At 61.9% G+C, this 23,285-nt stretch carries 31 protein-coding genes and 1 pseudogene; 9 read left to right on the top strand and 23 right to left on the bottom strand.

Going from position 1 to position 23,285, the window contains the following annotated elements; all coding sequences use genetic code 11:
* Positions 1–23 precede the first annotated feature (23 nt).
* From LPC04_RS16370 to LPC04_RS16360, 3 genes are all read right to left on the bottom strand, one after another.
* Positions 24–476 carry a hypothetical protein gene (locus LPC04_RS16370; protein WP_275683326.1) on the bottom strand — a complete coding sequence of 151 codons (453 nt, stop codon included), beginning with the start codon at positions 474–476 and terminating at the stop codon, positions 24–26.
* Between the two features lie 119 nt (positions 477–595).
* Positions 596–1,105, bottom strand: coding sequence for a hypothetical protein (locus tag LPC04_RS16365; protein WP_275683325.1), 510 nt, complete (start codon positions 1,103–1,105; stop codon positions 596–598).
* Between the two features lie 457 nt (positions 1,106–1,562).
* Positions 1,563–1,754 (bottom strand): hypothetical protein, encoded by a 192-nt coding sequence (locus tag LPC04_RS16360; protein WP_275683324.1) that lies wholly within the window; start codon positions 1,752–1,754, stop codon positions 1,563–1,565.
* A 160-nt stretch (positions 1,755–1,914) separates the two neighbouring features.
* On the opposite strand from LPC04_RS16360, the gene LPC04_RS16355 reads away from it, so the two are divergent.
* From LPC04_RS16355 to LPC04_RS16345, 3 genes are all read left to right on the top strand, one after another.
* Positions 1,915–2,151 (top strand): hypothetical protein, encoded by a 237-nt coding sequence (locus tag LPC04_RS16355; protein ID WP_275683323.1) that lies wholly within the window; start codon positions 1,915–1,917, stop codon positions 2,149–2,151.
* 58 nt (positions 2,152–2,209) lie between these two features.
* Positions 2,210–2,641: a hypothetical protein gene (locus LPC04_RS16350; RefSeq protein ID WP_275683322.1), complete on the top strand. Its 432-nt coding sequence runs from the start codon at positions 2,210–2,212 to the stop codon at positions 2,639–2,641.
* 128 nt (positions 2,642–2,769) lie between these two features.
* On the top strand, positions 2,770–3,264 hold the full coding sequence (locus LPC04_RS16345) for a hypothetical protein (protein ID WP_275683321.1): 495 nt from the start codon (positions 2,770–2,772) through the stop codon (positions 3,262–3,264).
* A 12-nt stretch (positions 3,265–3,276) separates the two neighbouring features.
* Here LPC04_RS16345 and LPC04_RS16340 read toward each other — a convergent pair whose 3' ends face one another.
* The 7 genes from LPC04_RS16340 to LPC04_RS16310 all read right to left on the bottom strand — a co-directional run bounded on the left by LPC04_RS16340 (position 3,277) and on the right by LPC04_RS16310 (position 7,532).
* Positions 3,277–3,795 carry a M50 family metallopeptidase gene (locus LPC04_RS16340; protein ID WP_275683320.1) on the bottom strand — a complete coding sequence of 173 codons (519 nt, stop codon included), beginning with the start codon at positions 3,793–3,795 and terminating at the stop codon, positions 3,277–3,279.
* A gap of 36 nt (positions 3,796–3,831) precedes the next feature.
* A complete protein-coding gene (locus LPC04_RS16335) occupies positions 3,832–4,827 on the bottom strand; it encodes a hypothetical protein (protein ID WP_275683319.1) in 996 nt (331 codons plus the stop codon).
* A 239-nt stretch (positions 4,828–5,066) separates the two neighbouring features.
* Positions 5,067–5,228, bottom strand: coding sequence for a hypothetical protein (locus LPC04_RS16330; RefSeq protein ID WP_275683318.1), 162 nt, complete (start codon positions 5,226–5,228; stop codon positions 5,067–5,069).
* Positions 5,229–5,275: 47 nt separating this feature from the next.
* A complete protein-coding gene (locus LPC04_RS16325; protein ID WP_275683317.1) occupies positions 5,276–5,488 on the bottom strand; it encodes a hypothetical protein in 213 nt (70 codons plus the stop codon).
* 23 nt (positions 5,489–5,511) lie between these two features.
* Positions 5,512–5,634, bottom strand: coding sequence for a hypothetical protein (locus LPC04_RS16320; protein WP_275683316.1), 123 nt, complete (start codon positions 5,632–5,634; stop codon positions 5,512–5,514).
* Positions 5,635–5,866: 232 nt separating this feature from the next.
* Positions 5,867–6,133 carry a hypothetical protein gene (locus LPC04_RS16315; RefSeq protein WP_275683315.1) on the bottom strand — a complete coding sequence of 89 codons (267 nt, stop codon included), beginning with the start codon at positions 6,131–6,133 and terminating at the stop codon, positions 5,867–5,869.
* Positions 6,134–6,791: 658 nt separating this feature from the next.
* Positions 6,792–7,532, bottom strand: a complete 741-nt coding sequence (locus LPC04_RS16310) for an abortive infection family protein (RefSeq protein ID WP_275683314.1) — start codon at positions 7,530–7,532, stop codon at positions 6,792–6,794.
* A 71-nt stretch (positions 7,533–7,603) separates the two neighbouring features.
* On the opposite strand from LPC04_RS16310, the gene LPC04_RS16305 reads away from it, so the two are divergent.
* Positions 7,604–8,707 (top strand): hypothetical protein, encoded by a 1,104-nt coding sequence (locus LPC04_RS16305; RefSeq protein WP_275683313.1) that lies wholly within the window; start codon positions 7,604–7,606, stop codon positions 8,705–8,707.
* A 30-nt stretch (positions 8,708–8,737) separates the two neighbouring features.
* Here LPC04_RS16305 and LPC04_RS16300 read toward each other — a convergent pair whose 3' ends face one another.
* The 6 genes from LPC04_RS16300 to LPC04_RS16275 form a co-directional block, all read right to left on the bottom strand.
* A complete protein-coding gene (locus tag LPC04_RS16300) occupies positions 8,738–9,283 on the bottom strand; it encodes a hypothetical protein (protein WP_275683312.1) in 546 nt (181 codons plus the stop codon).
* A gap of 1 nt (position 9,284) precedes the next feature.
* The gene (locus LPC04_RS16295) at positions 9,285–9,893 is read right to left on the bottom strand and encodes an AHH domain-containing protein (protein WP_275683311.1); all 609 of its coding nucleotides are present in this window, start codon (positions 9,891–9,893) and stop codon (positions 9,285–9,287) included.
* 140 nt (positions 9,894–10,033) lie between these two features.
* A complete protein-coding gene (locus LPC04_RS16290) occupies positions 10,034–10,819 on the bottom strand; it encodes a hypothetical protein (protein WP_275683310.1) in 786 nt (261 codons plus the stop codon).
* The gene (locus tag LPC04_RS16285) at positions 10,816–11,418 is read right to left on the bottom strand and encodes a hypothetical protein (RefSeq protein ID WP_275683309.1); all 603 of its coding nucleotides are present in this window, start codon (positions 11,416–11,418) and stop codon (positions 10,816–10,818) included. The genes LPC04_RS16290 and LPC04_RS16285 overlap by 4 nt, the downstream gene beginning before the upstream one ends.
* 703 nt (positions 11,419–12,121) lie before the next feature.
* On the bottom strand, positions 12,122–12,793 hold the full coding sequence (locus LPC04_RS16280) for an NERD domain-containing protein (RefSeq protein WP_275683308.1): 672 nt from the start codon (positions 12,791–12,793) through the stop codon (positions 12,122–12,124).
* Positions 12,790–13,521 carry a hypothetical protein gene (locus LPC04_RS16275; protein WP_275683307.1) on the bottom strand — a complete coding sequence of 244 codons (732 nt, stop codon included), beginning with the start codon at positions 13,519–13,521 and terminating at the stop codon, positions 12,790–12,792. Before LPC04_RS16275 ends, LPC04_RS16280 begins: the two co-directional genes overlap by 4 nt.
* A 488-nt stretch (positions 13,522–14,009) precedes the next feature.
* On the opposite strand from LPC04_RS16275, the gene LPC04_RS16270 reads away from it, so the two are divergent.
* The gene (locus tag LPC04_RS16270; protein ID WP_275683306.1) at positions 14,010–14,720 is read left to right on the top strand and encodes a hypothetical protein; all 711 of its coding nucleotides are present in this window, start codon (positions 14,010–14,012) and stop codon (positions 14,718–14,720) included.
* Positions 14,717–15,187 carry a hypothetical protein gene (locus LPC04_RS16265; RefSeq protein WP_275683305.1) on the top strand — a complete coding sequence of 157 codons (471 nt, stop codon included), beginning with the start codon at positions 14,717–14,719 and terminating at the stop codon, positions 15,185–15,187. The genes LPC04_RS16270 and LPC04_RS16265 overlap by 4 nt, the downstream gene beginning before the upstream one ends.
* 44 nt (positions 15,188–15,231) lie before the next feature.
* On the opposite strand, the gene LPC04_RS16260 is transcribed toward LPC04_RS16265, so the two are convergent.
* The 4 genes from LPC04_RS16260 to LPC04_RS16245 all read right to left on the bottom strand — a co-directional run bounded on the left by LPC04_RS16260 (position 15,232) and on the right by LPC04_RS16245 (position 18,161).
* A complete protein-coding gene (locus tag LPC04_RS16260) occupies positions 15,232–15,999 on the bottom strand; it encodes a hypothetical protein (protein ID WP_275683304.1) in 768 nt (255 codons plus the stop codon).
* Between the two features lie 10 nt (positions 16,000–16,009).
* Complete coding sequence (locus LPC04_RS16255; protein WP_275683303.1) at positions 16,010–16,216, bottom strand: hypothetical protein; 207 nt, start codon at positions 16,214–16,216, stop codon at positions 16,010–16,012.
* Positions 16,217–16,373: 157 nt separating this feature from the next.
* Positions 16,374–17,147, bottom strand: a complete 774-nt coding sequence (locus LPC04_RS16250) for a hypothetical protein (RefSeq protein WP_275683302.1) — start codon at positions 17,145–17,147, stop codon at positions 16,374–16,376.
* 75 nt (positions 17,148–17,222) lie between these two features.
* Entirely contained in the window at positions 17,223–18,161 is a 939-nt protein-coding gene (locus LPC04_RS16245; protein WP_275683301.1) for a hypothetical protein, read from the bottom strand.
* A gap of 353 nt (positions 18,162–18,514) precedes the next feature.
* Here LPC04_RS16245 and LPC04_RS29085 point away from each other — a divergent pair, with 353 nt between their 5' ends.
* The gene (locus LPC04_RS29085; protein ID WP_420854736.1) at positions 18,515–19,162 is read left to right on the top strand and encodes a DNA topoisomerase; all 648 of its coding nucleotides are present in this window, start codon (positions 18,515–18,517) and stop codon (positions 19,160–19,162) included.
* 156 nt (positions 19,163–19,318) lie between these two features.
* Here LPC04_RS29085 and LPC04_RS16235 read toward each other — a convergent pair whose 3' ends face one another.
* Positions 19,319–20,203 (bottom strand): hypothetical protein, encoded by an 885-nt coding sequence (locus LPC04_RS16235; protein ID WP_275683299.1) that lies wholly within the window; start codon positions 20,201–20,203, stop codon positions 19,319–19,321.
* Between LPC04_RS16235 and LPC04_RS29055 the strand changes: the two are divergent.
* Positions 20,160–21,227, top strand: a pseudogene (locus LPC04_RS29055) (HNH endonuclease); the annotation flags it as partial. The gene LPC04_RS16235 and the pseudogene LPC04_RS29055 overlap by 44 nt on opposite strands.
* A gap of 42 nt (positions 21,228–21,269) precedes the next feature.
* Positions 21,270–21,488 (top strand): hypothetical protein, encoded by a 219-nt coding sequence (locus tag LPC04_RS16225; protein WP_275683551.1) that lies wholly within the window; start codon positions 21,270–21,272, stop codon positions 21,486–21,488.
* Positions 21,489–21,727: 239 nt separating this feature from the next.
* On the opposite strand, the gene LPC04_RS16220 is transcribed toward LPC04_RS16225, so the two are convergent.
* Positions 21,728–22,159 carry an OsmC family protein gene (locus LPC04_RS16220; protein WP_420854733.1) on the bottom strand — a complete coding sequence of 144 codons (432 nt, stop codon included), beginning with the start codon at positions 22,157–22,159 and terminating at the stop codon, positions 21,728–21,730.
* 166 nt (positions 22,160–22,325) lie between these two features.
* Positions 22,326–23,150 carry a polysaccharide deacetylase family protein gene (locus LPC04_RS16215; protein WP_275683298.1) on the bottom strand — a complete coding sequence of 275 codons (825 nt, stop codon included), beginning with the start codon at positions 23,148–23,150 and terminating at the stop codon, positions 22,326–22,328.
* Positions 23,151–23,285: the final 135 nt, after the last annotated feature.

Here is a 23,285-nt window from a genome sequence, read left to right as displayed (position 1 = left end):
GAGGATTGAAGCCAGGACGGCTTTCAGGTCTTCGCGCCGCGCGGCCAGGCCAGATTCTTGCGATTGACTGGCAGGCCGGACTTGGTGACGAAACCTTCGAGCTCCGCGAGCTCGCCCAACTTGAGTTCGGCAGAGCTGCTCGCCGTCTTCGTGACCGTTTCGCCGGCCTCGGCATCGCAGCCGACAGGCAGAATGCTCAGAGGGGCGCAGACACGCGCCGTCACAACAGAGCTGAGAATGACAGGCTTTGCGCCGGCAGACTGCGACGCATCGTAGACGTAGTGCACGTCGGTAACGCGACCCATTGGCGCCTGGTCTGCCATCTTCGCGCCAACGAGGTAGTAAAAGACAGCGGCCTCGTTGTAAGCCTGTTTCCGAGCAGGCGCCTGCTCAACGTAGACAGCAGCGCCGCCGGCGCCGGCAACCGCGACGCCGGCGACAAAGCCAGCAACCAGAGTCTTCAAGGAAATCTTCATGCGTGGTACCTCCTGAGTGGTTGATGAAAAGCTGCAAATGAAATCCGATTTTTCCTTAGTGCGGCTATTGTCGCACATGTATGCGTTTAGGGCAATTGCGCTGTTGACGGAAACACCTGCTAAGAGCTAGGAATCAGCTTGGCCGCAACAGCCATCAGCGGCTTCAGCGAACCATGATGTCGGTCAAGGGGCACCGCGACCATGAAGCCGAGCCCAGTGCTCTCCGGCATCGCGAGCTGCTCGAGCTCGCCGGCGCCCAAGCGCTCGCGCATTGCCGCCGGGAGTTTTTCGGAAAACACCGCGATGAACCGTGGGTAGCGCGTGTGCATCATCGCCAGCGTCTCGAGTTCCTCGTCGCCATCCTGCGCGACCGGAATGGTGAGCTCGACGAACTCCGGCAGGTACCGCGTCAGAATGGTGTTCGCCAGGTCACCGGCACCCAGGTCAACGCCCTGACTGATGTAGTCTAGAACGCGTTGGATGGGGCCGGAGACGGGCCGCTTACCTTCTTCCATCTCGATGAGGCGGTCGTTGGCATTGGCTCCGGCCAAGCCGACGAGGTCACCCATGTCGCGGTAGCTGGCATCAATTCCGTGGCGTGTAGTGCGAAGTTTGTCGTCGGGTTGCATGCTCAGGATTGTCGCGCTTCGCTCAGAACCCACTGGTTATGCCTGACGGACGTTGCTGTGACTTCTTCAGCGAGGTCTCGCCAGAACGCCAGCAACCTGGATGCACCTCCGCGCCGACGCAAATGCTCCATAGAATATAGCGGCGGCGCATTTCCCCTAATGAGAACCTCGGCCTCCAGGATGAACGACGATGCGCACGCCGCCGGACACTCCCGAAGCCACTGTAGCGAACGCATCGCATTGTCCTGGAATGAGGAGCAGCGCAGAGCCACCAGGAGCCCGGCCTGTTCGGGGCCGTCGAGAGTGCTCAGCAGCTTAAGGGCTCGCCGCTCTGCGTCTGCGCCCAGGCTTCCGCGAACAAATGCCAGCGCAGCTTCGCGGCCTCGACGGATAGACGACTGGATTTCGAGGTTGCCCTCCGCATCCTCCCTTGTACGCTGGCTGTCGCGCATACAGTTCAACGACCCAACAATGCCAACATCTTGCGGCGGCTCACTTCCATGCGCTGACGCCGCTGGTCCTTTCGCCCGCCATGCCAGTTGGCGTCGGACAAGTCGCTGAAGGTCTCGAAAGACGGCGCGCCGCGAAGCTGGCCGCGTTGGGTCTTCGTGGACTTGACGGGTTGGAAGCCGGTGTTGGTGAACGACATGTTGAACTCCTTGGTGAAGGCTGCCCTAGGGGCGAAGGTGCAAAGAAATGCGTTTAGGATATCGTGTACGCGTATTTTGTCAAATGAATTCGGCTGTAGAGTCTGGGGGAGCGTTGGTCTCTCCTCGTCAACGCAGAACTTTCTAGGCACGGAGAACGGCATGCATGACAGCTCACCGAAGACGCTCTGGCACGATGCAGAGGACTTTCAGTTCGGTCTTGACGTCGAAGGGCGGCTCATGGTTTCGTGGGCTGCTCCGAACGGCATCGAAGGTCTTCCTCGATTCGGTGTTTTGGTTCCTGCGTCTGCTCTCGCGATCCTGAGGCTCGGACTCGCACAGTCCGAGCCGTTCCAGGCGGCGCTGAGCGTTCAAGCTCCACCCTCAGGTGCGCATTGACTTTGGCCTCCGTTCTTCTATGCGTGCAAGCGCATTTTTCGAGGTAGGGAGCTAGGTCATGTTCGGATTTGGAAAGAAGCCCGACCATTCTGGAGTGCTGCTCGAGTTCCTAGTGGATGTGTGGAAGTTGAAGCCTCGAATTGCCGGCGCGTTTATCGTCGCGTATGCCAAGGAAGTGTCGGCCCGCTATGAACGCGGAACGGCTGCGGCCGGCACGGCGGCTTCGTCCATGAATGCGGGAGCACGGCTTGCAGCATTTGCGATGGGTGACGACCCCCGCAAGTTCGCAGTGATGGCACAAGCCTACGACGCATTTACCGGAGACCTTCGACTGAGTCGCCATGCAGGCACCGACGTGGAGCTCGCCATCTGGTCCATCCTCTGGAATGATTCCGAACTGCTTCGCCAGATCGACGCTGCGCTGGCGGACTTTGTGGTCGAGCAGCAGCCCACAAAATATCCTGACATTGACCTGCTTGCATTCGACTGACGATTGCATGTGGTACCCAGTCACGGGCTTCCATGATTGACCCAGCAAGCCAAGCAAGAGAAGCCTTGGTTGAACACCTAGCTTCTCGGGGTTTCCAGCCAGACTTCTAATGGTGTATACTGTGTTGCATGAAAGAGACAGGCGCACACACCGCAGAGATGAACCTCGAGGTAGCCTCGCGGCTGCTCGACGCCGCCAGCTGCATCACCATCGTTCGCCAGGTGCGAACGACGGCTCGGGGGTACGCTTACCGACTGTCGCTGTTCGTTCGACGTTCAGACGAAACCGAACTCCACGACCTGGCTAAGGCCATCGGGGTGGAGGGCCACGTGGCGCCAATCTCTACGCGAGGAGTGACGTACTTCCAGCTGTCGTGGCACGGAGCCAGTGTCGTGTCCGTCCTCGAGGTCGCCAAGCCATGGCTGCGTGAGCGGGCCAAGGAGGCTCGCCTGGCGGCCAAGTTCTGGCGGGACGGCGCATTCGACCAGCACACCCGCGGGCCCGTAGCTGAAGAAGTCTGGGCCAAGCGAGACGCCTTATACGCCGCGATGCGCGCACTCAAGGTAGAACTCGCAGGTCGAGAGCGCGTCGTGAGCGCGCATCGAGACCTGTCGGCGATTTGACTGCCGCTGCGGTCAGCCGCCGTTGTGTTGAGCCACGATTGCGCGAGCCTCTTCGCCGCTGAGAGTGGTCTGCGCGTCAAGCTGATTTGCAATCGCCTCGATGGCCGGCATCATCGGCGTCAGCAGCGGCACGACCTGCTTCCAGCCGAAGGTCATGAACTCAGAGTCCATCTCCAGCGGCCACGATTTCGCGTCTCCACCGTGGTCCGCGCCGAAGAATGACTTCTTGTCATCCCATGCGTTGGCCATCCCGAGGTTAATGAAGTCCTTGTCGGTGAGCTTCGCGCCGGTCGGCAGCATGAGTCGACCGCTCCTGTACAGGATGAACTCGACCGCATAGCCGCCACAAGCGATGAGCCGTCCTTGCTGAGTATCGCCGCTGCGATTCACACGGCAACGCCCGCCGCCCTCCGGAAAGAGTTCCAAGAATTCGACATCTGCGCCTGACAGTAAGGCTGCCACACAGTGACCGGCCTCGTGGAGCGCACGATAGCGACGCGACTTGTGGTCAACGACGTTCGAAGATGTCATCCGGTTGCATCCCTTCGTACAGATGTAGCTCTTGCTTCACTGTACGCTACCGGTGGACTGCTCATCGTCAGCAAAGAGACCGAGCGTGCAATTGTTCCGACCCGGGACAACGAGGTCGGCGAAGTCGTCGAAGGAGTCACCTCCGGCAACGGGTGAGGCCGGCATTTCGGTGCTGTAGCGGCCGCCCTGGCCGAAACCGTTGCGCTGATTGCCGGACGCCACGACAGCCATCGTGACCTCGCGGCGCTGTGCCGAACGCGACAGCCAGCCGGTGACGAACGCACGGGCACCCTTGAGTGTCTTCCTGCGTTCCGGCCTGCTGTGACACCACTCTGAGGCGCACAGCATCTCGCGATTGACATCGACGCCGGGATACAGCGGCTCCATGGCCTTGCGGAAGGCGTCGGTGAACTCGACAACCTGGCCGCCCTTGACCTCCAGACGCATGATGACCGGCGACTCGTAATCATCATCGGTGCCGATGCGAAGCGGATTGGGCGCCGGCGGCCGCCTGGCGGGTGCCTGACGCCCGCCGGCGCCGCTGGGATGAATCGGAGCCGGGTCGAGCAAAGAGGTCTGCAAGGCTGCCTCGATGGGGGCTAACCCAGGGGCCGCAGCAGAAGCGGGCGACGTCGGCGCGACCCTTGAAGGCGCTGCAATGCCATCCGCGGAACCATTCCGACGCTTCTGCCACCCTGCTTTCCGGCGGGCGGACTCAGCGCTCTTGCCGCGCATGGAGTCGGCCAGGTCGACGAGCTCCAGAGTGTCATCGGCGCCGACGGCCACCAGGCGCATCGCAACGAGCTCGTTCACGAGCTGCTCGAAGCCGGCTGCGTCGAGACCGGCGAAGTAGGCAGCATGGTCTCGCAGGTCGGTGCGCCGCATTCCGGTCTGCCCAGACGCCAGCGCCTGGCGAGCCCACGCGAAGAGGCAGCCAACGTGGACTGCCTTCATGACCGGGAAGGAGTCGCGCGCATAGACCGCAGACGCGAACAGTCCGGATACCTTTTCGAGGCCCTTGAATGATTTCATGATGGTCTTCCGAGGCTGAGGCGTCGCTGCGCGAATTTAGTCGCGCGGCTCACCAGCGAGTGCAGCACCGGTGACTCCATTCGCCCAATGCGACGGCAACGAATCCAGGCGCGACGCCGAGGTGCGCGCTGCCCCAGAGGTGGTCTCCCCAGGGGCGGCATCAACGAAGCCTGAGACTGACTCCAGGATGCTGAAGAAATAGCGCATGCGCGCCTCTTTGGAGCTGGTGAGGCGGCGCATCAAACAAGCTCAGCGTAAAAGTCGTCGTCGGACTGCGTGAAGTAGCCGTCGACATCCAGGACGCCGGCGGCGCGCAGGCCGGCCTCAAGGGCGTCGGCCCGGCTCAGGTCATCGTTGATGGCGCGGGTCCTGGATTCGGAGATGATTTCGGCAATGCACATGATGATTTCCTTGCGAAGTTGAAGGCTGCCCTTTGGGCGGGTGGGAATCAGGCGAAGAGTTGCAGCTGGGCGTCGTTCGAGGCGGCAGCGCACTTGCGACGCGCACGCGTGACGGCCGGCAACCCCACTTGCTGCGCGAACCAGAGCTCGAGCAGGTCGTCGTTGGAGAGGAGCCCGACGACGGTGCCAGCAGCCGGCGACATGAAGTCGCTGGCGTCGAAGGTAGCAACGTCGTCATCGACGGAGTAGGTCGTTGCCATGATGGGTCTCGCTGCGAAGGCGGTTAGAAGCAGGGGCCGAGGTCGTCGTTGAAGTCCTTGTCGTCCGGCGAGGCGCCCAGCACGATGACTTCCATCTCGAGTTCGGTGACTTCGAGGCCAGGGATGCTGTTGGCAAATTCGTTCATGGTGATTCCTTGGTGAAGGCTGCCCTTTGGGCTGGTAGGCATCAAATCTCGATGCCATGACTAGAGTATACTGTAATGCGGGGATGAATCAAGATACTTCGAACACCGCAAGAGAATTCTTTTGCATAACTCGGGCCTGGCTTATGACCAAATACAGCAATGCTTTTGACGGATAGTAGTATATACTGCAAATGCTAGATTGAATGAGCGCATTCCGCCCAAAGGGCAGCCATTACTGGAATCCATCATGCAGAGCAACACCGATATCCACGCCATGAAGCAGCAACTCGACGAGGGCTTCACTGACGAACAGAACGCGCGCTTCGAGACTGCTTTCGCTGCGGCCAAGGTCGCCGCCGGGACTCTGTTGTGCGCAAGGTATGGCGTCGGTGCTGCCGACCTCATCGACGCTATGCGATGCAGCAAAAACGTCAACGCGGAGATGGAGCGTCTGGTTGCGCGCATCGAGATGGAGCCGGAGTTCATCCGGTTCATTCACAGCGGCATCGACTTTAGTACCTGTTTCGCTCGTCTCAGGGGGCGCTTCGGCGCCCTTTGTCGTTCTTACCCAGGCGTGAGTGCTCGCGCCAGATGCGGCACGGAACTTGAAGCACGCCCGTCGGCGGCACACCGCCGACACAAGCCTGGAGCTTGCCGACTTAGCACAGCAGGACGCGAGAGGAGAAGCAGCCTTGCACGCCGTTTGGCGTGCACAAACCGGGCAGGCTGGAGAAGAGAATGTGGGTTGAAGGCACGGCCACCACGACGCGTGAGGTGCGTCCGCGCGCCACCGATGCCGCTTCCGGAACATGGCCCTCGGGGAGTCCAGTGCACGCCACCGGCCATCACGCGCGCGCCAACAACGCCTTCCACCACACCCTTCCCACCAGCCCGCCTGCATTGCATCTGACTTGCCCAGGCCCGAGCGCTGGTACATCGCATCGAGTGACTGGACGTGGGCCGAAGGCTGCTCCGCACCAAATGCCAGGCTCCGCCCGTCTTGGCACAGCCGTTGAACATCTGCACTCTCCACGCCCGTATCCTCGGCCCGGAATCGCATCGCACGGAGCGCACCCGCGTCGGCCGTCGGCCGCTTGGCCCGGCTTCATCGAGTGGGTTCCGACGTCAGTGGAAGGAGTCGATGTCCCCAGACGCTTTCAGTTGCTGGATTCGTCCCGGGCGGATTTCGTGGCCAGAAGGTAGACCGCCAAGGCGCCAGCGAGGTTGACTGCGAGCTCGGCATGTCGCGGCGCAGGCTTCACGGCCACCTTCCCCGTTCCATGCGCATCGCTCAGCCGGTTCCGCAAAGCCCCAAGGCCTTCTACAACCGCAGTGCAGCCACCGAGAATCTGCTTGAAGACCTGTCCGGTGTGCTGCGAAGGCGCCAGCTGCAGCCGTTCCGCAGTCTGGCGGTATAGCTTGCTGATGTCGGGAGCGTCGTCCGTCGCGGCGCCGCCCTCTTCGAGGATGTGCTTGCAGATGGACTCGAGGAGCGTGCGTGCCATCGTGATGGCCCCTTCGGGGTCACTGGCGCGACGCTCAAGCGCCTTGCTCCACGCCGACTGGACGTGCGCCGAGTCAAACTTCTCTACCGCAGCAGACACGAGACCGTCTGATGGCGCAGCCTCAGTCTCCAAGGCGTCCATCAGTGGCTCGAACTCTTTCCAGAGGTAGGTTCTCCGTTCGGCGTAGGTCGGAAACTTGTGCTTGATGAACTGCCAGAACTGCGGGAGGTCGCGGCAGGTGCGGACGAATCGCGGAATCAGCTTCGACAGCCACGGGTCTTCAATCATCATTTGACGCAGCCGCATGTACTCGGCTTCGTCGCCATCGGTCCCGGTAGCCCGTGCAACCAGGAGATTCTTCAGGGCTTCAGCGGATTCCAGTAGTGGGTGCATCGTGATGGAACGTCTAGTTCGATTGGCTGCATAGAATCGACAACGAGCCCAGGAAGGGCGAAGAGGTCATATTGGAACAGGTAATCCCAGAGATTTCGGAAGCACAGCGCCACGCCATCGAGACCTTCATCGCCGCCCGACGGGCCCTCAGCGACCGCGAACCACGGCCTGCGTGGTTCGGGCTCTGGAAAGACACTGTCTCACCGTCCACGTTCGTCGACGGCTCGATACCAGGAGACTACGCCTGTCCGCCCGCCGACACCCTGAGAGCCGTGCTCCCGTTTTTCGACTCCAGTTCTCCGCTCGTCCGGCCCGCCCGGAGCGCACGAATCCCAGTGAAGTCGGTGGTCGGCTCAAGCTGGCGTTGGCACGAGGGGTCCCTGCCATACGGCGCCCGGGATTCCGTCGAGAGCGCAATCGCGTATTTCACGGACGATGCCTGTGCTGAAGGTTCAAGCAAGAGCGCGCACGCCTGCCTGGTCAACCCCTTGGGCATCTTCTACATCAACGGCGAGGGCAAGAATCGGGTTGCATTTCTCGCGCGAAACGGTGTCGAGATGATGCCGTGCGCGCTGACGGAAAGAACATATCCGAGCGCCAGCAGACTCAGCCTGGTTGCGGTGCGAGAGGGTATCCTGGCGTCCTGGGTGTGCGTGCTGGATTCAGCGCTTGCGGTGTCGGTACCCTACCCGGAATTCACCTTGCCAATCCTCGAAGCCTACGGTGTCCGGCGCGTCGAATGGTGCAAGGATTGGCCGATGCAGGCAACGGTGATGAACTCCTTCCGACTGCAGCGCGGCGAGACGGACGTCATGCGAAACGGCACTGCGAATCCGCTCAGCTTCGCCCATCTGAAAGCTAGAGAGGCAGATGCGCGCAACACAGCAAGCACGGTGCGTCTGCCGCTGTACAGCCATCGATTGCTCGACCAACACCCGAACTACGTGCGCAAGGTCTTGGCCGTTTTCGCATCTCTGCTTGTAGTGTGTCTGGTCTTCAAGGCGTCCGAGGCGCTACTCGGGCTTGGCGGACTGCTGGGCGCGATGGCCATTCTCGCCATTCCAATCGGTGTTCGCACGGCGGAGGTGCCCGATGCCGAGGTCTCGCTACGCGCGGCCGACACCTGCGCTAGTGTCGAGTTAGGCCTAGAGGCGTTTCGCGAGGACAGCGCTTGAGTCCAGTCGAACGGGCCGTCAGCGCCGGCGTCAGTGCTCGCCGAGCTCCACGAACTCGAGCCCGGTCAACCCGGCGCTGCTCGCGAGGCTATCAAGCCGTTCCTTCGCGGCCAGATTCACGTACATGCGTGTGCCCACGGTACGAGGGTCTTTGAAGATAGAAGGCTCAGTCGGCGTGGCGCCTTCACGGAAGGCTTCTTTGACGATGACGCCAGTGGAGCGCTTCTCGGAGCGCTCGGGGTCGATGCAATCGACCACGTTGGTCACGTTGTAGAAATACTCCGTCGAGCCGCCGACATCGAGCTCCAGCAGCTGGCCGAACTCTTGCAGGAACGGGCCAAGAGCGTCATGCGCCTTCTGATTGAGGACAAGCGCGCCGGACATCAACAGGCTCACGTCAGCCCGCGGCAGCGCAGCCTTCTTCTTCGGCTCCTGGAAGACACTGACTTTTTGCCGCTTCTTCCACTGCAGCGGTTTGCCACGTGCCTCGAACGTACCGGACATCGCCTGCGCCTCCGTCGGTGCGAGTGGTGCGAACTTGTCCGCCGGAGCGGTTCGGAGTTGCCAGATTGCCATGTCAGCTCTTCATGTAGGGGAAGGTGCCCGCAACCATCTCGGCGCGCATGGCACGTAGCTCTTCTCGAGCTGCAGATGCAGGCTCGCCTGCGCGGTCACGTAGCCTGTCGGTCACCTCGAAATGATATGGGCCGCTGTGGAGCGGACCGTGCGGCACCGCATTCTCAAGTCCTGCGACATTGGCCCCCAGCTTCTTGGGTAGGAACACGCCATTGTCGGCGTCGTCGATGCCGATTTTCCACCGAAAGAGGTAGCCGCGAGCGACCGCAGCGAGGTGATGGCGACGCGCGACGATGTGGTGGGCGTCAGTGGCATCCGGCTGCAGCTCGCCGCGTGCGAGCTGGATGTTTCCGGAGAGGGCCTGGCTGTGGCTCCCTTTCGCAAGGGCATCTGCTTGCAGGCGCTTGACGGACACGCGTTGCTTCGTGATTCCGTTCTTGTAGCAGACGAGCGACTTCGCTTTTCTGAGCGCTCGGTCGTTTCGCACGGCGTAGGTGTTGACCGTCCGGTCGTTCCGCATCAGAAGGTTCGCCAGAATCGCTTGCTCCTGCAGCTCCGCCGCGGGTGCGGCAAGTGCCTGCACGCTCCCCTTTGGCACTTCCTTCGCCATGCATCTCTCCCTGGTTGTCGTGTCGCCGTCGCGCCCCATTCGTGGAGCGTAAAAAGTATGTCACGACATCCGCAGCCGACCCGCCCACCCAAAAGGGGGGAGGAATGCAACACTATGTGTCCGTAGCGCGGGTAAGGTGCTCAGTTGGTGCTGTTGCTCGAGACCGCGACATGCTGAGCGCCGATTTCGTAGGTCACTTCCGAGCTCACAGCAATCGCCGCCAGATTCCCATCGAAGAGAACCTTCGGTTGAGCAAGGCGCAAGGCGAGCTCATCGACCGTCACACGATGCAGTGACTCCCAGAACCGGTACGAATCCGGGTCACGGACCAGGAACGCTTCGACATGCCCATCGCTCGCGCGCACAGGCTCGACGAGCGAAATCACGTGGTCGGCTTGCGTGTAGGTGGAACCCCTGTCTGGATGCTCCGCCGTCATAGCGAGCACAGCGTGGCCGCCTTCGAGCGCCGCTGCGGCCACCACAGTCCACGCATCCCTGGGAACCACCATTTCGAATCGCAGCGACTGCGCGACAGAGGCGCCGAAGAATTCAGGTAGACGCCGCTCGAGCGCATCGAAGTCAACGGTTCTGTCCGCCGCTGCCGGGAAGAACATGTTGTTGGCGATGGCCCAGCGACGAAAGCGTACGAATTCTCGCGAATCGAAGTGGCGACCACTGCGTTGCAAGGCGTAGTCGTAGAGCGCGTACAGCGAGCAGCTGGTGCCGGCGCCCTCATTGGCATGTGCCAAGACGTCGACGACTTCATGGAAGAAGGGCAGCGGGTCGAGGCGAGCGAGTCGCTCAGCCGGGCCAACCGACCCACGCGATGCCGGCGCGGAGAGATTCGATGGCGCAGTCACACAAGAAGCGAGCGCCATCGTCGTCGCCAGAGCCAACAGGCGTACCGTCGTGCGGATACCGCTCATTTGCCACTCCGGAGGCCGGCCGTCCGACGCATCTCAAGCGGGGCCCGGGTATCCATCGCGGTATCCGAGCTCCAGATGGCCCACACGCGCTCGCACAAGTACCTTCGGTTTCGGGGAAGCTCCCAAACGGAATCGATGCGGAACAGTTCCAGCACCCACTTGCACATCTCCGACACCGTCTTGAATCGCTCCGGCATCACGTTCCAGTAGGCATCTGAGCAAGCCAACGCTGCCAGATGCACCTGGTCAACGGTGTCGGTAGGGCGTTGACGCCATCCCCCCGCAGGCATGAGCGGAGTGTCGGGCGACCCGTTGCCCCAGTCGTAGCCCACGCCGTCACTCTCGATGATGATGGTCGGAATCTTGGCGTCGGGCAGGGCCTGAAATGGCATCCCGATACAGCCAAGCAGGCGCTCGAGCTCAGGGACGTAGTCGGTCTCGACACCGCCATCGGGCTCGGACAGGTGCATGGCCAACGGCTGGATGCTGGAAAAGCCCAGCAGCGAATCGTCCACACCCAACTCCCGCATCGCCTCATAGGTGGCGCGAAGTTCCGGGTGGCTGACGGTGAAGTGGGTGGTGAGGTGCGGGTGGTTCAAACGAGGCCTCCTTGCATGGCGGGTTGTGCGTCTGGCGTGTCTGGGGGTAGGACAGCCTTCGGCTGCTCGATGGCAGCCTGCGGCAGTTCAGGCGGGCTGGCAGAAGATGGGAGGCCGAAGGCCGCAACAGCCAAAGCGGTACGGACTCGATGAACCGAAGACGGGAAGCGGAGCCCCGCTCCCACGCCGTGGACAAGTCCCCGCCCACAAGCTCGCGCGTGTGGACGCCCGACACGCTCGGTGCGGACTTGCCCACCGCTCCTCTCACCCTGTTGGACCGATTTCCTGAAGACCGAACCCGGAATCCCATAACCACAAGGAATGCGCCGAGCCAGGCCGAGACCAGTGACCATCAGCGAGACCAGTGAAATCTGACCGGCATCGGGGAACTCAAGACCGGCATCGATGAAGGTGCAGGGAACTCGTTCCACCCGGCGAGTCAGGTCGGAGGGGAGGTTGTGCATCGCAATACAAACAGCCGACACCGCATGCCGCTCGTTGGCGGCAAGCTCAAGGAGGGCGGGCTGGACAAAGGAGAGAACGGGCAGGCGAGCAGCCTGGCCGTTCTCTCCCTTCCACTGCACTTGGGAGCGGAGCGACCCACGGAGGCCCGCCGGGCCGAAGGCATTGACAGCTTCGCTGTTGGGGTGGACGACTGGCGCGGGCCCGACAGGGTTCGCGAGCACCAACGATGCGCCCAATTTCATCGTCCGCCCTTACCGGCGCCAGCAGCACTGACCTGCGAATCCATCTCGGCAATGATTTCGACCATCATGTCCACGGCGCCGTTCGCCAACAGGACTCCAGCGTGAACGACACCAGCCTCCTTGCGAGACTTGGGGCACCACAGGATTGGCAGCACCGGTCTCGTGGAGGACTTCATAAGCGCCTTGACACGACTCGCCTGGCTCTGAGCCTGACGCAGCTCCTTGTCCGCCGGCGTCGCATCACGATTGGTGCGAACAACACGTCCACTGCGAATCGTCAACCCGCCATAGGACTTGATTTCTAGGATGCAAACCATCGAGTCCGTGGTGATGACGGCATCCAGGTTGCCAAGACCGTCGAACCACATGTCTCGCTGCAGCTTCCACCCGCGTGCATCGCACTGAGTCTGTAGTCCGGCAACCACCTCGTCTTCGACGACAAAGCCCCGGCCCCGGCGTTGACCTTCCCGATACCAACGATACGCCAGGACTCCGGCACCAACCAGCAGGACGGCGCCGGTCTTGACGAAACCGGTCCAGGCCCCGGCACTCATCGTCACCACACCGGCGCCGGCCATGATTGCGGCATCGCGGTAGCACAGGAGGTCGGGTCTGAATGCGATGACAGAACCCTTGTTCGATGCCATGGATTTGTTCATCGGCTTCATTGAGCCCCCTCCGGTTGCGTGTCTTGTTCATCGGCATCGGACTCTTCATCAGCGCCGCTGAGCATGCGGTCAAGCATCCCCTCAACGTCTTCGGCCGTGATGAACCTGGCCTCCTGCAGTTCCACCGTTTCCTTGAGCTGCGCAGCCACCGAGTCCAGTGAAGCAAGCCGAGCCCGGACTTCGTCCATCGAGCCGAGCAATGCATTGCCAGTATCGGCCACGAGTCGAGCCACCCCCTGCATTTGGCCCAGGATGGAGCGCTGCTCCACGGATTCGAGGTACTCCACTACGGCGACATAGACCAGGCCAGAGCTACTGAGTCCGGAGTCCTTCACCGCGGATTCCCATCGCGCGCTCAGTGACGGCTCCAGGCGAGTCCCCGGAATCGGCTCCGTCTTCTTCTCCGGCTTCACCAGGTCAGCTTGGCGCCGTTGAAGTTCCTCGAGATGTCGGGTTGAACGCTTCCGGCTTCGTTGGATTTTTGGATTGCGCATTCCACTGGCGCCAGCTTCGGAGTCCACGGATTCACTGACCGATTCACCGACACCAGCGACAGGCATACCTTCCGAAATCGGTGGGGCTGAGCCATTGGTGCCGTGGGGCTCTTCACCGGCTTCGCTGCTCCGGGCCTGGATGTGAGATTCCGCTTCCATCGTCACCGGTGCCGTTGCATGCAGCGGATTCGGTGAGATGGGTTGTGGGCTCGGGAGGGTGATGGTTTCGGTCATGCTCCTGTGGATTCGCCTGTGTGTGCCCATTGTAGCACATTAGCCTGTTAACAGCAAGTTGCGCCCCTTGGTTGCGCTAAGCCTTTGATTTCGTTGGGTTGGTGACATTGGTTTTTGTTGACGCTCTCGGCTCTGTTGTTGACATTGATTGGTACGTTTGGTCGGGTTGGTTTTGCTTGTTGGGTTATGGCTGTCTGGGGGCTTTGTGAGAGGGGGATGCAACGATGAGCAACGCCACCAGCAGCTCCTTCGCTCAACGAATCAATAGGGCGTCATGTATGGCTGGTCTTTTCGGCATTCCCAAGTACTTCTCCATAGGAGAGGCAGTCCCGATTTGCCTGACGTTTTGTTCGGGCCTGCCACACCAGTGCCACATAGCCGTTTGCTTCGCTTCACAGCGCAACAACACGGTTTTGCTTGACACATGTGCGTGTGTTGTCGCACATTATCATATGTGCCACGTAGCGCCCTTGAAAGGAGCCAACGCCATGCCCGCTGCTTATGCGACTCCGCCAGCTACTGTCTCGAAGGCACTGGATGCCATCGCCGCCGAGGTGCTCGCAATGGCTGTAGGCAGTCCGCGGCCGACGCATCGGCACCTAGCCAACTCGATTCAGCGCCGGTTTGCCATCGAGGTCTCGCCGGATAACTTGCGCATGTGGCTGACCAAGCGGCACGCTGAAGCCGTCCGTGACACGGTTGTGCCTGGCGTCAGCAACCCGCTCGACCCGCACCTTGAGCTCGTGAACGAGCTTCGCGACCCGGCGCGCAACGACGGCGGCGTCTACACGTGGGTTCAAATTCTGGACGCCATCAAGGGCATCGACCCCTCGCTTGTTGACTGTAAGGACACCACCCTGCGCTCCTGGTACTCGCGTCGCGCCAGACGGGCCGCCTCGGCACAGGCCATCGCAACCAGCGCTACCATCGGTCGGGACGCCCTGGCTGCTCATGACGCAAGCGTTGGCGTGGTCACCCCCAGCGCCAGCGTTTCGCCCACGCTCACGGTCGAGGAGCCGGCGCTTCCCAGTCCCTCGGCGGCTACGCCATGGTCTGAGCCGGATATCGCGTCGACCCCTGCCGCCGGCGAGGATGCTCGCGCCGCGGCAGCTGCGGAACTCGCTCAGCTGCGCGGCGACACCCCGAGCGAGCTCGAATCCGTTCTGAGCAGGTTCCTCCCGCAGAAGGCGTCGCAATGACGGCGCCCCTTCTCATCGAGCTCGTTCCAAAAAGCGCGCATGGCGTGAACCTGCGCTCAGCCGGCACGAAGTCTCAGTGGAGGGCCATCAAGGAGCTCACCGTACGGCTGGCCTGCGGCCGGTGTGAAATCTGCAACGCTCCCCCTATCAAGGAGCACCCGCTCGAAACTCATGAAGTCTGGCGCTGGGACGTTGCCACATCGCGCCAGGTGCTCGTGCGCACCATCGCGCTCTGCTGGCTCTGCCATCTCGCCAAACATCCGGGGATGGCCGACAAGCTTCGCCTCACGGAGCGCATGCACCGGCACGTGATGCGCGTCAACGGATGGACGGGTGAGGAGCTCGTTCACCACACCAAGGCATCGCTGCGCGAATGGGTGGAATTCTCGTTCGTGCGCTGGAGCTTCGAGCCTGACCTGGCCGCTGTCCTCGCCGACCTGAAGGCCAAGGCGCTGGTTCAGACGTAGGAAAGCCCGGCGGTGGCCGGGCTTTTACTGTTGCTGGTTGCGCGTCAGTGCGCGTACGGGCTCGGCGCACTCATCGTGAAAGGGCTTTCGTACTCGAAAGCGCTTCCGACCTCGACGCCGAGCACGCTCGAGGTGCCAGCCTGCGGCTTCGTCATGAACGCCTCGGCAATGAAGATGGCCGATTGCATCAGCGGGTTCGCGTCCTTGGTTTCCGCCGGCAGCGACCGGTAGAGTGCCATGGCGCCCTTGATGTCACCCATGAACAGCATCGAGGAAATGGCCAGGCCATTCCCGTCGTCACCGCGATACATCTTTTCCATCTGCTTCAGGTATTCGTTGAAGCGCTTGCGGCGGTACGCCATCACGTTGCCCTCCATGAAGTCATCACGACGAGCGAGCCGCTCATTTTTCCCCCCAAGGATTTCCGCGCCGAGCTTCTCCGCACGCTCCTTCCGGTGACGAGCGGCGATGATTTGCCTCATGCGCTCTTGGTCACGGATATCGTCGACGAGCTTGTAGCTCGCCACGACGTTCGCCGCCTTGGCATCGTAGGCACGCTCCAGGATGTCACGCATCAGCTGCTCGACATCACCCATGCGCTCCGCGTTGAGGTACCAGTCGCGCTCCAGCTTGTCCCTGAGCTCACCCGCAAGCCGGTTCAGCATCCCGTCTTTCGATGTACGCACTTCGACATACGCCTCGACGCCCAGATGCTGCCGAAGGAAGTCCACGCAGGTCAGGCGGTCACCAATATCGAGACCTGCCAGTACCCTGCCGACCTCCTGATTGATGTTGCATGCCTGCGCCTTCATGATTCCCTCCTTACAGCACTACAGCCACTACAGCGGAGATGAAAATCACCGCGCCCCCAAGAACCCAAGCGGCTCCGCGAAACGTCTTCACACCAGTCAAGAGAATCAGAATCGCCAGCCCGGTCATAAGCGACTTGCCAACGGCCACGGCAACCTCGACCGCGGCAGTCAGCGCACGATTGATTCGGTAGTCGTTCGTCCAGTCAACGGTTTTCATAGTGCTGCTCCTTCATGTTGCTTACAGTATATACTACTAGTGGCGCTTGGTCAAGCGGCGGCACCAATAAGATGTCCACCGTATGCTTGGACAGCACGGTGGACAAGTAGAGCTGTGTCGTTCAACGCCAGTCGAACATTCGGGGTGGCTTCGATTGCTACTTTTTCGAGCTCGCCTGTCCAGCGGGGTCCGCGAGGACGGCCCATGCCGGATGTGAATTGACGACCTGGCAATGCATGAGCAGCTGGTCGGCCAGGCGGGTGGCGGATTCATTCGTCATCCGCACCGTCCCGCATTCATAAGCCGACATCAGGGCGGCCGGTGACACGCTGTTTGGCGCAGCCCACCGACCAGCGCACTCTTGCGACACACGAGCACCTGTGCACAACTCTCGAAGCGCCTCCGTCGACAGACGGACTTCTCGGTCAAACGCCAGCCTCGCATCACCAGCCTGCCGTTTCATCTCGAGCAGTGCAGCTTCGATTGAAGCAATGCGCTTGCTCGTCATCTGCTTGCGAGAGCGCCCACCGAGTACCAACCCCAGCATCCGATGGGTCACGCCACTCTTCTCGGCCAGTTCGTTTGAGCTGAGCTCGAAGACGTACATCAGGCTCTCGATGGCCTGCGCAACGTCGAGGCGGCGCTCCTCCGTCACCCAGAGCATCTCGTCGACGCTTACCTGTACATTTTGCCGCGTCTTGCCTGCCGCCACCTCCGACCTTGCCAGCTCGCCTCGCCCTGCCGCTTCGAGCACGAGCTGCCAGCGCCACGGAGCCAGCTCGACACTCCCCTCCTCGACGAGCCACCAGCTGCGTTTGGTCTGGTACCCAGCCGCGCGCGCCATCGCGTAAATCGGCGCACCAAGCCGCACACGCAACGCGCGTACGTCACGAGGATGAGGTGGACTCGCGCTCGACTCCACGTTGGTCACTGCGAGTAGCGCATGTACCACTGTCACCTCCGATACTCTTCTATATGTGGGTGTATTGTCGCACATTAGTGCGAACTAGAAGGCGTATCCAACGCTGGCTTGCGCCCCGCCTTCTGGCGACGTCCCCAGACTGACTCCCGTCAAGCCCACCGACTCGGTTTTCTGAATGAGGTAGGTGAGCTGAAACATCATCGTCGGTGTGGCGTTCCAAATTTTCCCCTTGACGACAATTTTCGGCGCGAAGGCAATGTTGACACCGACACCGCTCTTCTCTTCGTTGATAGAGAGCGCAGGCAGGATGAAGGGTACCGTTCGGCGCCCCAATGCCCAGCCACCGTCCGTGGCCTCACTGCGACGCCACAGCCCCGCCACAACCCCTCCATCGACGCTGAGCGTGCCCAGCGCAGCGATGGGCCACTCGCGACCGCCCGCTGCCATGAACGATGGCGTGCCGTAAGAATCGCGCACGAATGTCGCGTAGACCAAATCGACGTGGTCGCTGTATCGCCAGTCGCGTTGCAAGCCGAACGCTGGATTGTCTTGGTGCCAGGCGCGAACCTGGCCGGTATTGTTCGTCGAATCGCATGTGGCACTCTTGTACGTCTCGGTTTTGGTACCAGGGTCGTATGCGAGAGAGCCAGTGGCCTTATAGTCCAGTCCACCTTCGGCGGGGATGGTCGGACCGCCATACCCCGACGGCTTGCCGACGGCTTCTGCCAGAGCACCGGTCGGAACGAACGAATTCTTGGCGTCGAAGGGGTTGGTCGTTTTGAACGTATAGACGATGTTCGACTGGATGACGGCGTTTTCGTGCGCCTTCACCGCGGAGACCGTGCAGTACCACGTCGGAGGCGTCTGAACGCGAAGTGCGCCGTCTTTGCTGAAATGATAGCTAAACGCCGGCCCAAGGACTCGCCACTCATCAGTCGCGCCTTCGGCATGAGCTGAACCACCAAGGACGGCAGCCGAAGAGGCTGCGATGTTGAGGATGGTTCGTTGGATTGACGTGGACATTGGTACCTCCTTGGAATGCATGTTGATAGGTGTTCCCCTCGAAGACGCTTCAGCAAGCGGTGCCCATAGTATATCCTATACGCGTTAGTTTGGTCAAACCAATGCATGAGAGAGAGGATATTCATGCGGGCTGGATAGAAGGTGTGTGGCAATACGCATACATCTCTCGACCCTCGCGCGTCGCTTCTGCCAGCTCGCCTCGTTTCGAGGCGGCAGCGCCGGCGATGTGCGGACGAACAGGCCGCTGTATTTCCTTCTTCTTCTACTTGTCTTCGAGCCCTGGCGCGCCCTGCGCACATGGAGTGACATGACCGAACTCTCTCCTTGACCCTTCTACTTTCTTCCTTAGGCGCATCGCCTGCCTTCGGCCAGGTGATGAAGAACATCCACCAGCACATCCAGGACGAGGCGTCAAGAAGCGCCTAAAGGAAGGCGCCGGCATTGGCACTGATGCCACGCGGGCAACCATCATCGACGGCCTGAAGACGAAGGGGCCGCTGCTCAAGGAAGGCAAGAACCTGAACCCAAGCGAAGATGCCATCAAGCTCATCGAGCTGCTTCCGGTCGAAATGACGGCGCCCGACATGACGGCCGAGTGGCAACTGCGGAACGATGAAGTGCTTCGCCGGCGTTCTACGCACGCGGACTTCATGGCGCAGCTCAAGCCTTGGCTGCATGACCTGGTGGGCCGCTCGGCGTCGTTCTTCCGGCCCGAGCACTTCCCTGGTGGGACGCCACAGAAGCTGCGCGCTGAACGCGTGGAGTGGGAGGTAACCGACCACGCCTGCTTCGGCAGCTTCGAGAAGGAGGGCTGTGGCTCGGCGCTGAAGCGCATCCCTGGGCAGTACGGGTTCTTCTACGGCTGCACAAACACCAATTGCAAGAAGACCATCCGCGAGGTCGATGGCAAGCCGGCGGAGAAAACGCCGGCCCGGCACCCAAGGCGGTGGACAAGACCCACGTATGCATGGCCTGCAAGGACCCGGAGCTCGGTTTCCTAAGGCGAATCGCGCACAAGGATGGCTCTGGCCATTTATGGGGTTGCACCAACTGGAAGGGCGGCTGCAAGGGCTCTGCAAACGATGTCGACGGCCAACCCGTTGCGAAGCAAGCCGTCAGGGCCTCGGCTTGACTAGCACAAAGAAATCTATTGCCTTCTACGTCGTCGCCGGCGTGGCTACCGCGCCAGCCGGCCTCGCGCACAGGTCACGCAGCATCGCAATGGTCTCGTCCTGACGCGCGACCTCGCGCTTCAAACCATCAACCTCGGCAGCGGCCGCGGCGGCACGCACAGCCTCCGGCTCGAGGCGACGAACACTCGCCTGGACTTCGTCGAGGTGGGACTGCCGTGACGCCTGCGCTTCTTGCAGTCCCACGAGGTGAGCCTTAGCGGCGGCGGCTTCACTGACTGCTGAGGCCACGCGCCGTTCTGCATCCACCTGGCCGGCACGGGCCTGCGCCAATTCGGCTCGCAGTTGCTCCATCTGGCGGTCTGCCGACGACCGGATTTCCTGCACGCGACCATCGGCGGCCTGGGCGATTGCTTGGGCAGCGTGAAAGTCACGCTCGGTGAGCGAGAGTCTCCCCTGGACTTTGGAGAGCATGTCCTTCAGCTCGGCGATTTCTCGCACTTGCTGCTCAAGCTGGCCCGTAAGCTCGCTGTTGCGGCTACCCAACTGCGCCGAGGTCGCCCGGACCTCCTCGAGCTCATCGCCGAGTTCCTTGGTTTCGGTAAGGAGTGCCACTTCCGCTGCCTTGGCTTGCGCGAGCTGGTTTCCAAGCTCCTCGCGAGCAACGGACTCGCGGCGGTCGCCGTAGGACTCGATAGAGGCGACGATGTCGATTGGCAACTCGCGGGCGACTGGTTTCGTTTCGGGGTGCGCTTCAAGGTAAGCGTTCCGCATTTTTACCAAAGTCGAGTTGCTGGCCGGCAGCCGCTCGGCCAGCATCTTGAGGGTAACCTTGGAGGGTGACGACCCAGCGGAAACGAATTCCGCCATGGCTTCGTTGAACTGGACGGGGGTGATTCCGGGACGGGGCATAGATGAGCACTCTCGACGAATAGTAGTACCGTACAGAAGCACATATACTATACTAAACGCGTCTTGTCTGCAACGGAACTGTGACGAGTCGACTACCGCTCACCCGATGCTGCGAAGCACCATACGGAGACAGCCGGCGTACAGTAGCGCGACCGCATCGCCGCAATCCTCCATGGCCGCCCAGTCTCAAGCAGCATTCGATACCGCACACAACGAGGCTTTTCGAGCTCTCGGGGCGCTTGCACCAGGCCAGCAGTGGTCGGCGTTCGATGTCTCGAGGGATGAGGCACGAGCTGGGCGAGCGAAGTTGTTCGTGACCACAATCTGGAACTTCAACAGTTCTCGCGACGGCGCCGGCAAGCGAGTTCGCGAGGGCAGGGCTATCCTTCAAGACCGTATGGACGGCACTCTCTGGTACCGGATGGGGTGCCCAGCCGAGAATCCGCGAAAGACTTGGGTAGCGCACTGGACAGGCCTGCAGCTAGCGTTCGAGCAGGGACTGCCGGTGGTTGGAGTTCTGAAGGACGTCGACACGGGTCGATGCTCACTGGGCTCGTTGTTTGACTGTCCGACGATGCTCTATGAGCCTGAGGAGCAGGCGATTTGGTTGCACCTCGTACCGCGAGGCGACGTAGGCTGTGACGTCGGTGTAGCCGACGTCCGGGCGGCCACGGGCGGCCAAGCCGCTCGGCCTCTTGAAGCCGAGCGCGTTGCCGCTGATTTTCAGGCCGCGGTGGCTCGGGCAGCCAAATCCACGGAAGAGCAGCGTTTGGACAGGCTCGCGCGCGCGCCTCAGGTGCCCCGACGACTGACAGTGACTAGTACGGCATTTGCTCGCAATGCAGATGTTGTCGCCCAAGTGCTCTTCCGGGCCGGAGGCTACTGCGAGTGCTGCAGAGCGCGTGCGCCATTCTTCCGACGTGCCGATGGCTCACCGTATCTGGAGGTGCATCATCGCGTTCAGCTCGCGGTAGGCGGGCATGACACCGTCGAGAACGCCATCGCGGTGTGTCCGAACTGCCATCGCGAGGCGCACTTCGGCGCGTCATCAAGCATCGGAGTTCCCATGACTGACTTAGACATTTCCCCCGAAGAAGGCCGGCGTCAACAGGACCTGATTGCCGCAGAGGAAGCTGAAGCGAAGAGGCTTCAAGCGGCGGGGGTTGAGGTGACGGTCTTACTGGAATCGAAAGACAATGAAGTACTGGCCGTATGGCTAAGGTCAGGCGTTCCGCCTAGAGACTTCGAGGCACGCCCTCCGGGCGAGGCGAGCGGGAAAAGCTGACCCAATTTTGTTGAATACTTCGCCTGAGCTTGCAGCCAAGTTGTTGATTCATAAGACCGCGGTTATCCCCACTTGTATTCAACACAAGAGTCTGAAACCCGCATGGATGCTGGCTCCGAAGGCTTTCTTCGCGTGCATGGGGTGCAAGGGGTCGCGAGTTCGAATCCCGCCGCCCCGACCATTGAACAAGCAAAAGCCCGGTATCGAAAGATGCCGGGCTTTCTGCTTTTCGGGACGCCTCAAGCCACCAGCTGCGCATCCAGCGAGATGTCCGCCTTCAACAGCTTGGACACCGGACACCCCGCCTTCGCCTTGTTCGCCAACTCGACAAACTGCGCGGCTGTCGCGCCGGGCACCTTGCCCTTGAGCGTCAGGTGCACGGCGGTGATCGCGAAGCCGCCGTCGACCGACTCGAGCGTCACCTGCGCGCTGGTATCCATCTGCTCGGCGGTCAGGTTGGCCTCGCCGAGGATCTTGCTGAGGGCCATCGTGAAGCACGCCGAGTGGGCCGCGGCGATGAGTTCCTCCGGATTCGAGCCGGGCGTGCCCTCGAATCGGCTCGCGAAGCCGTACGGATACGCCTTCAGAGCGCCGCTCTGCGTCGAGATGGAGCCCTTGCCGTCCTTGATGCCGCCTTGCCATGCGGCCGATCCCGTGCGGTTGATCTTCATCGCTGTGCCTTTCGTGTCGTTGGGTGGAGAGAAGCGAGTTCTACTCCCGAACGATGCCCCTCGTGGGAACGTGTGTCGATGGCGGCGCGGCCTCGACCGGCCTTCGCTTCGTACGCTTCGGTCACGTCGGGCAGCGACAGCGCGAACTTGCGGACCGTGGCCATCCTCATGGCGTGGTCCGATGCGCCGCCTGCCGCGCCTTCACGTACGTCATGATGTTCATGAACGTGTCGGTCCAGTAGACGTCGCGATGCGCCGCGAGGTAGGCCAGCAGTTCCTCGTGGGCCTGCCTCGACGTGGTGATGTAGTCGCCGCCGATGCCGTGGAAGGTGAAGTTGATCATCGTGCCGGCCCGCGCGGCCTGCTCGACGAGCGCGATCAGCTGCGCGCCCGTCGCGCCCTCCGGCGCGGTCACGCCGACGGCGTAGGGATCGAGCGTGTCCATGTCCGCGACGACGGCGCCCGGGCCCGACTTGATCGCCACGAACTCGCTCTTGACGAGGTCGACGTAGTCGCCGTCCTGGGCCCGGCGATCGCCGCACGGCACGGTGAACGTGCGCGCCGTCCTGCCGTCGATCGCGTGCAGCAGGGTGTTGGCCAACTTGACCTGCGCGACCATGCGCGCAGCGCTCACGGTGTCGAGATCCAGTTCCGGCGTGACCCATTCGTGGCCGGCGGCCTTGGCCGAGCAGAAATGGAACAGCGTGTGGTTGCCGAGCTCGTGCCCATGCGCGGCGGCGGCACGCCACTCGTCCAGCCGGTTGCGCAGCGAGGGGTTGGCGAGCGTCAGGTAGAAGCTGCCCTTGAGGCCGGCCCGGTCCAGCGCGGGGATCGCGTTGTCGAGCTGGCTGTCGATGGCGTCGTCGTAGGCCAGGCTCACCGCAGCCTTCTCGCCATGCGGCCAGCCGAACGCGGCGCCCGCCGAATGCGCGAGCGTGGCCGCGGCCAGGCATGACGCGACGACGGCATGGCGGAGGCGAGGGCGCTGCATGTTGCCGCGAGGATAGGCGAAATCGACGCGACGCGGCGTTGTCCGACACCTGTGGAGCTGCGCGCGGCACACGCGTTGCCTCATGAGGGTTCCTACCAGCTTCGAGTCGCGAAGCGTCCAGCCTCACCCCCCACA

This window comes from Scleromatobacter humisilvae (assembly GCF_023231945.1).
Taxonomy (GTDB): Bacteria; Pseudomonadota; Gammaproteobacteria; order Burkholderiales; family Burkholderiaceae_C; genus Scleromatobacter; species Scleromatobacter humisilvae.
Note: the sequence above shows the minus strand (reverse complement) of the source record. Positions and strands in the feature narration are given on the sequence as shown.

Excerpts from the sequence above, each read along its gene's own strand:
- LPC04_RS16370 (WP_275683326.1), bottom strand. The coding sequence starts at position 476 with ATGAAGATTTCCTTGAAGACTCTGGTTGCTGGCTTTGTCGCCGGCGTC.
- LPC04_RS16365 (WP_275683325.1), bottom strand. The coding sequence starts at position 1,105 with ATGCAACCCGACGACAAACTTCGCACTACACGCCACGGAATTGATGCC.
- LPC04_RS16360 (WP_275683324.1), bottom strand. The coding sequence starts at position 1,754 with ATGTCGTTCACCAACACCGGCTTCCAACCCGTCAAGTCCACGAAGACC.
- LPC04_RS16355 (WP_275683323.1), top strand. The coding sequence starts at position 1,915 with ATGCATGACAGCTCACCGAAGACGCTCTGGCACGATGCAGAGGACTTT.
- LPC04_RS16350 (WP_275683322.1), top strand. The coding sequence starts at position 2,210 with ATGTTCGGATTTGGAAAGAAGCCCGACCATTCTGGAGTGCTGCTCGAG.
- LPC04_RS16345 (WP_275683321.1), top strand. The coding sequence starts at position 2,770 with ATGAAAGAGACAGGCGCACACACCGCAGAGATGAACCTCGAGGTAGCC.
- LPC04_RS16340 (WP_275683320.1), bottom strand. The coding sequence starts at position 3,795 with ATGACATCTTCGAACGTCGTTGACCACAAGTCGCGTCGCTATCGTGCG.
- LPC04_RS16335 (WP_275683319.1), bottom strand. The coding sequence starts at position 4,827 with ATGAAATCATTCAAGGGCCTCGAAAAGGTATCCGGACTGTTCGCGTCT.
- LPC04_RS16330 (WP_275683318.1), bottom strand. The coding sequence starts at position 5,228 with ATGTGCATTGCCGAAATCATCTCCGAATCCAGGACCCGCGCCATCAAC.
- LPC04_RS16325 (WP_275683317.1), bottom strand. The coding sequence starts at position 5,488 with ATGGCAACGACCTACTCCGTCGATGACGACGTTGCTACCTTCGACGCC.
- LPC04_RS16320 (WP_275683316.1), bottom strand. The coding sequence starts at position 5,634 with ATGAACGAATTTGCCAACAGCATCCCTGGCCTCGAAGTCACCGAACTC.
- LPC04_RS16310 (WP_275683314.1), bottom strand. The coding sequence starts at position 7,532 with ATGCACCCACTACTGGAATCCGCTGAAGCCCTGAAGAATCTCCTGGTT.
- LPC04_RS16300 (WP_275683312.1), bottom strand. The coding sequence starts at position 9,283 with ATGGCAATCTGGCAACTCCGAACCGCTCCGGCGGACAAGTTCGCACCA.
- LPC04_RS16295 (WP_275683311.1), bottom strand. The coding sequence starts at position 9,893 with ATGGCGAAGGAAGTGCCAAAGGGGAGCGTGCAGGCACTTGCCGCACCC.
- LPC04_RS16290 (WP_275683310.1), bottom strand. The coding sequence starts at position 10,819 with ATGAGCGGTATCCGCACGACGGTACGCCTGTTGGCTCTGGCGACGACG.
- LPC04_RS16280 (WP_275683308.1), bottom strand. The coding sequence starts at position 12,793 with ATGAAGCCGATGAACAAATCCATGGCATCGAACAAGGGTTCTGTCATC.
- LPC04_RS16275 (WP_275683307.1), bottom strand. The coding sequence starts at position 13,521 with ATGACCGAAACCATCACCCTCCCGAGCCCACAACCCATCTCACCGAAT.
- LPC04_RS16270 (WP_275683306.1), top strand. The coding sequence starts at position 14,010 with ATGCCCGCTGCTTATGCGACTCCGCCAGCTACTGTCTCGAAGGCACTG.
- LPC04_RS16265 (WP_275683305.1), top strand. The coding sequence starts at position 14,717 with ATGACGGCGCCCCTTCTCATCGAGCTCGTTCCAAAAAGCGCGCATGGC.
- LPC04_RS16260 (WP_275683304.1), bottom strand. The coding sequence starts at position 15,999 with ATGAAGGCGCAGGCATGCAACATCAATCAGGAGGTCGGCAGGGTACTG.
- LPC04_RS16255 (WP_275683303.1), bottom strand. The coding sequence starts at position 16,216 with ATGAAAACCGTTGACTGGACGAACGACTACCGAATCAATCGTGCGCTG.
- LPC04_RS16245 (WP_275683301.1), bottom strand. The coding sequence starts at position 18,161 with ATGTCCACGTCAATCCAACGAACCATCCTCAACATCGCAGCCTCTTCG.
- LPC04_RS16235 (WP_275683299.1), bottom strand. The coding sequence starts at position 20,203 with ATGCCCCGTCCCGGAATCACCCCCGTCCAGTTCAACGAAGCCATGGCG.
- LPC04_RS16225 (WP_275683551.1), top strand. The coding sequence starts at position 21,270 with ATGACTGACTTAGACATTTCCCCCGAAGAAGGCCGGCGTCAACAGGAC.
- LPC04_RS16220 (WP_420854733.1), bottom strand. The coding sequence starts at position 22,159 with ATGAAGATCAACCGCACGGGATCGGCCGCATGGCAAGGCGGCATCAAG.
- LPC04_RS16215 (WP_275683298.1), bottom strand. The coding sequence starts at position 23,150 with ATGCAGCGCCCTCGCCTCCGCCATGCCGTCGTCGCGTCATGCCTGGCC.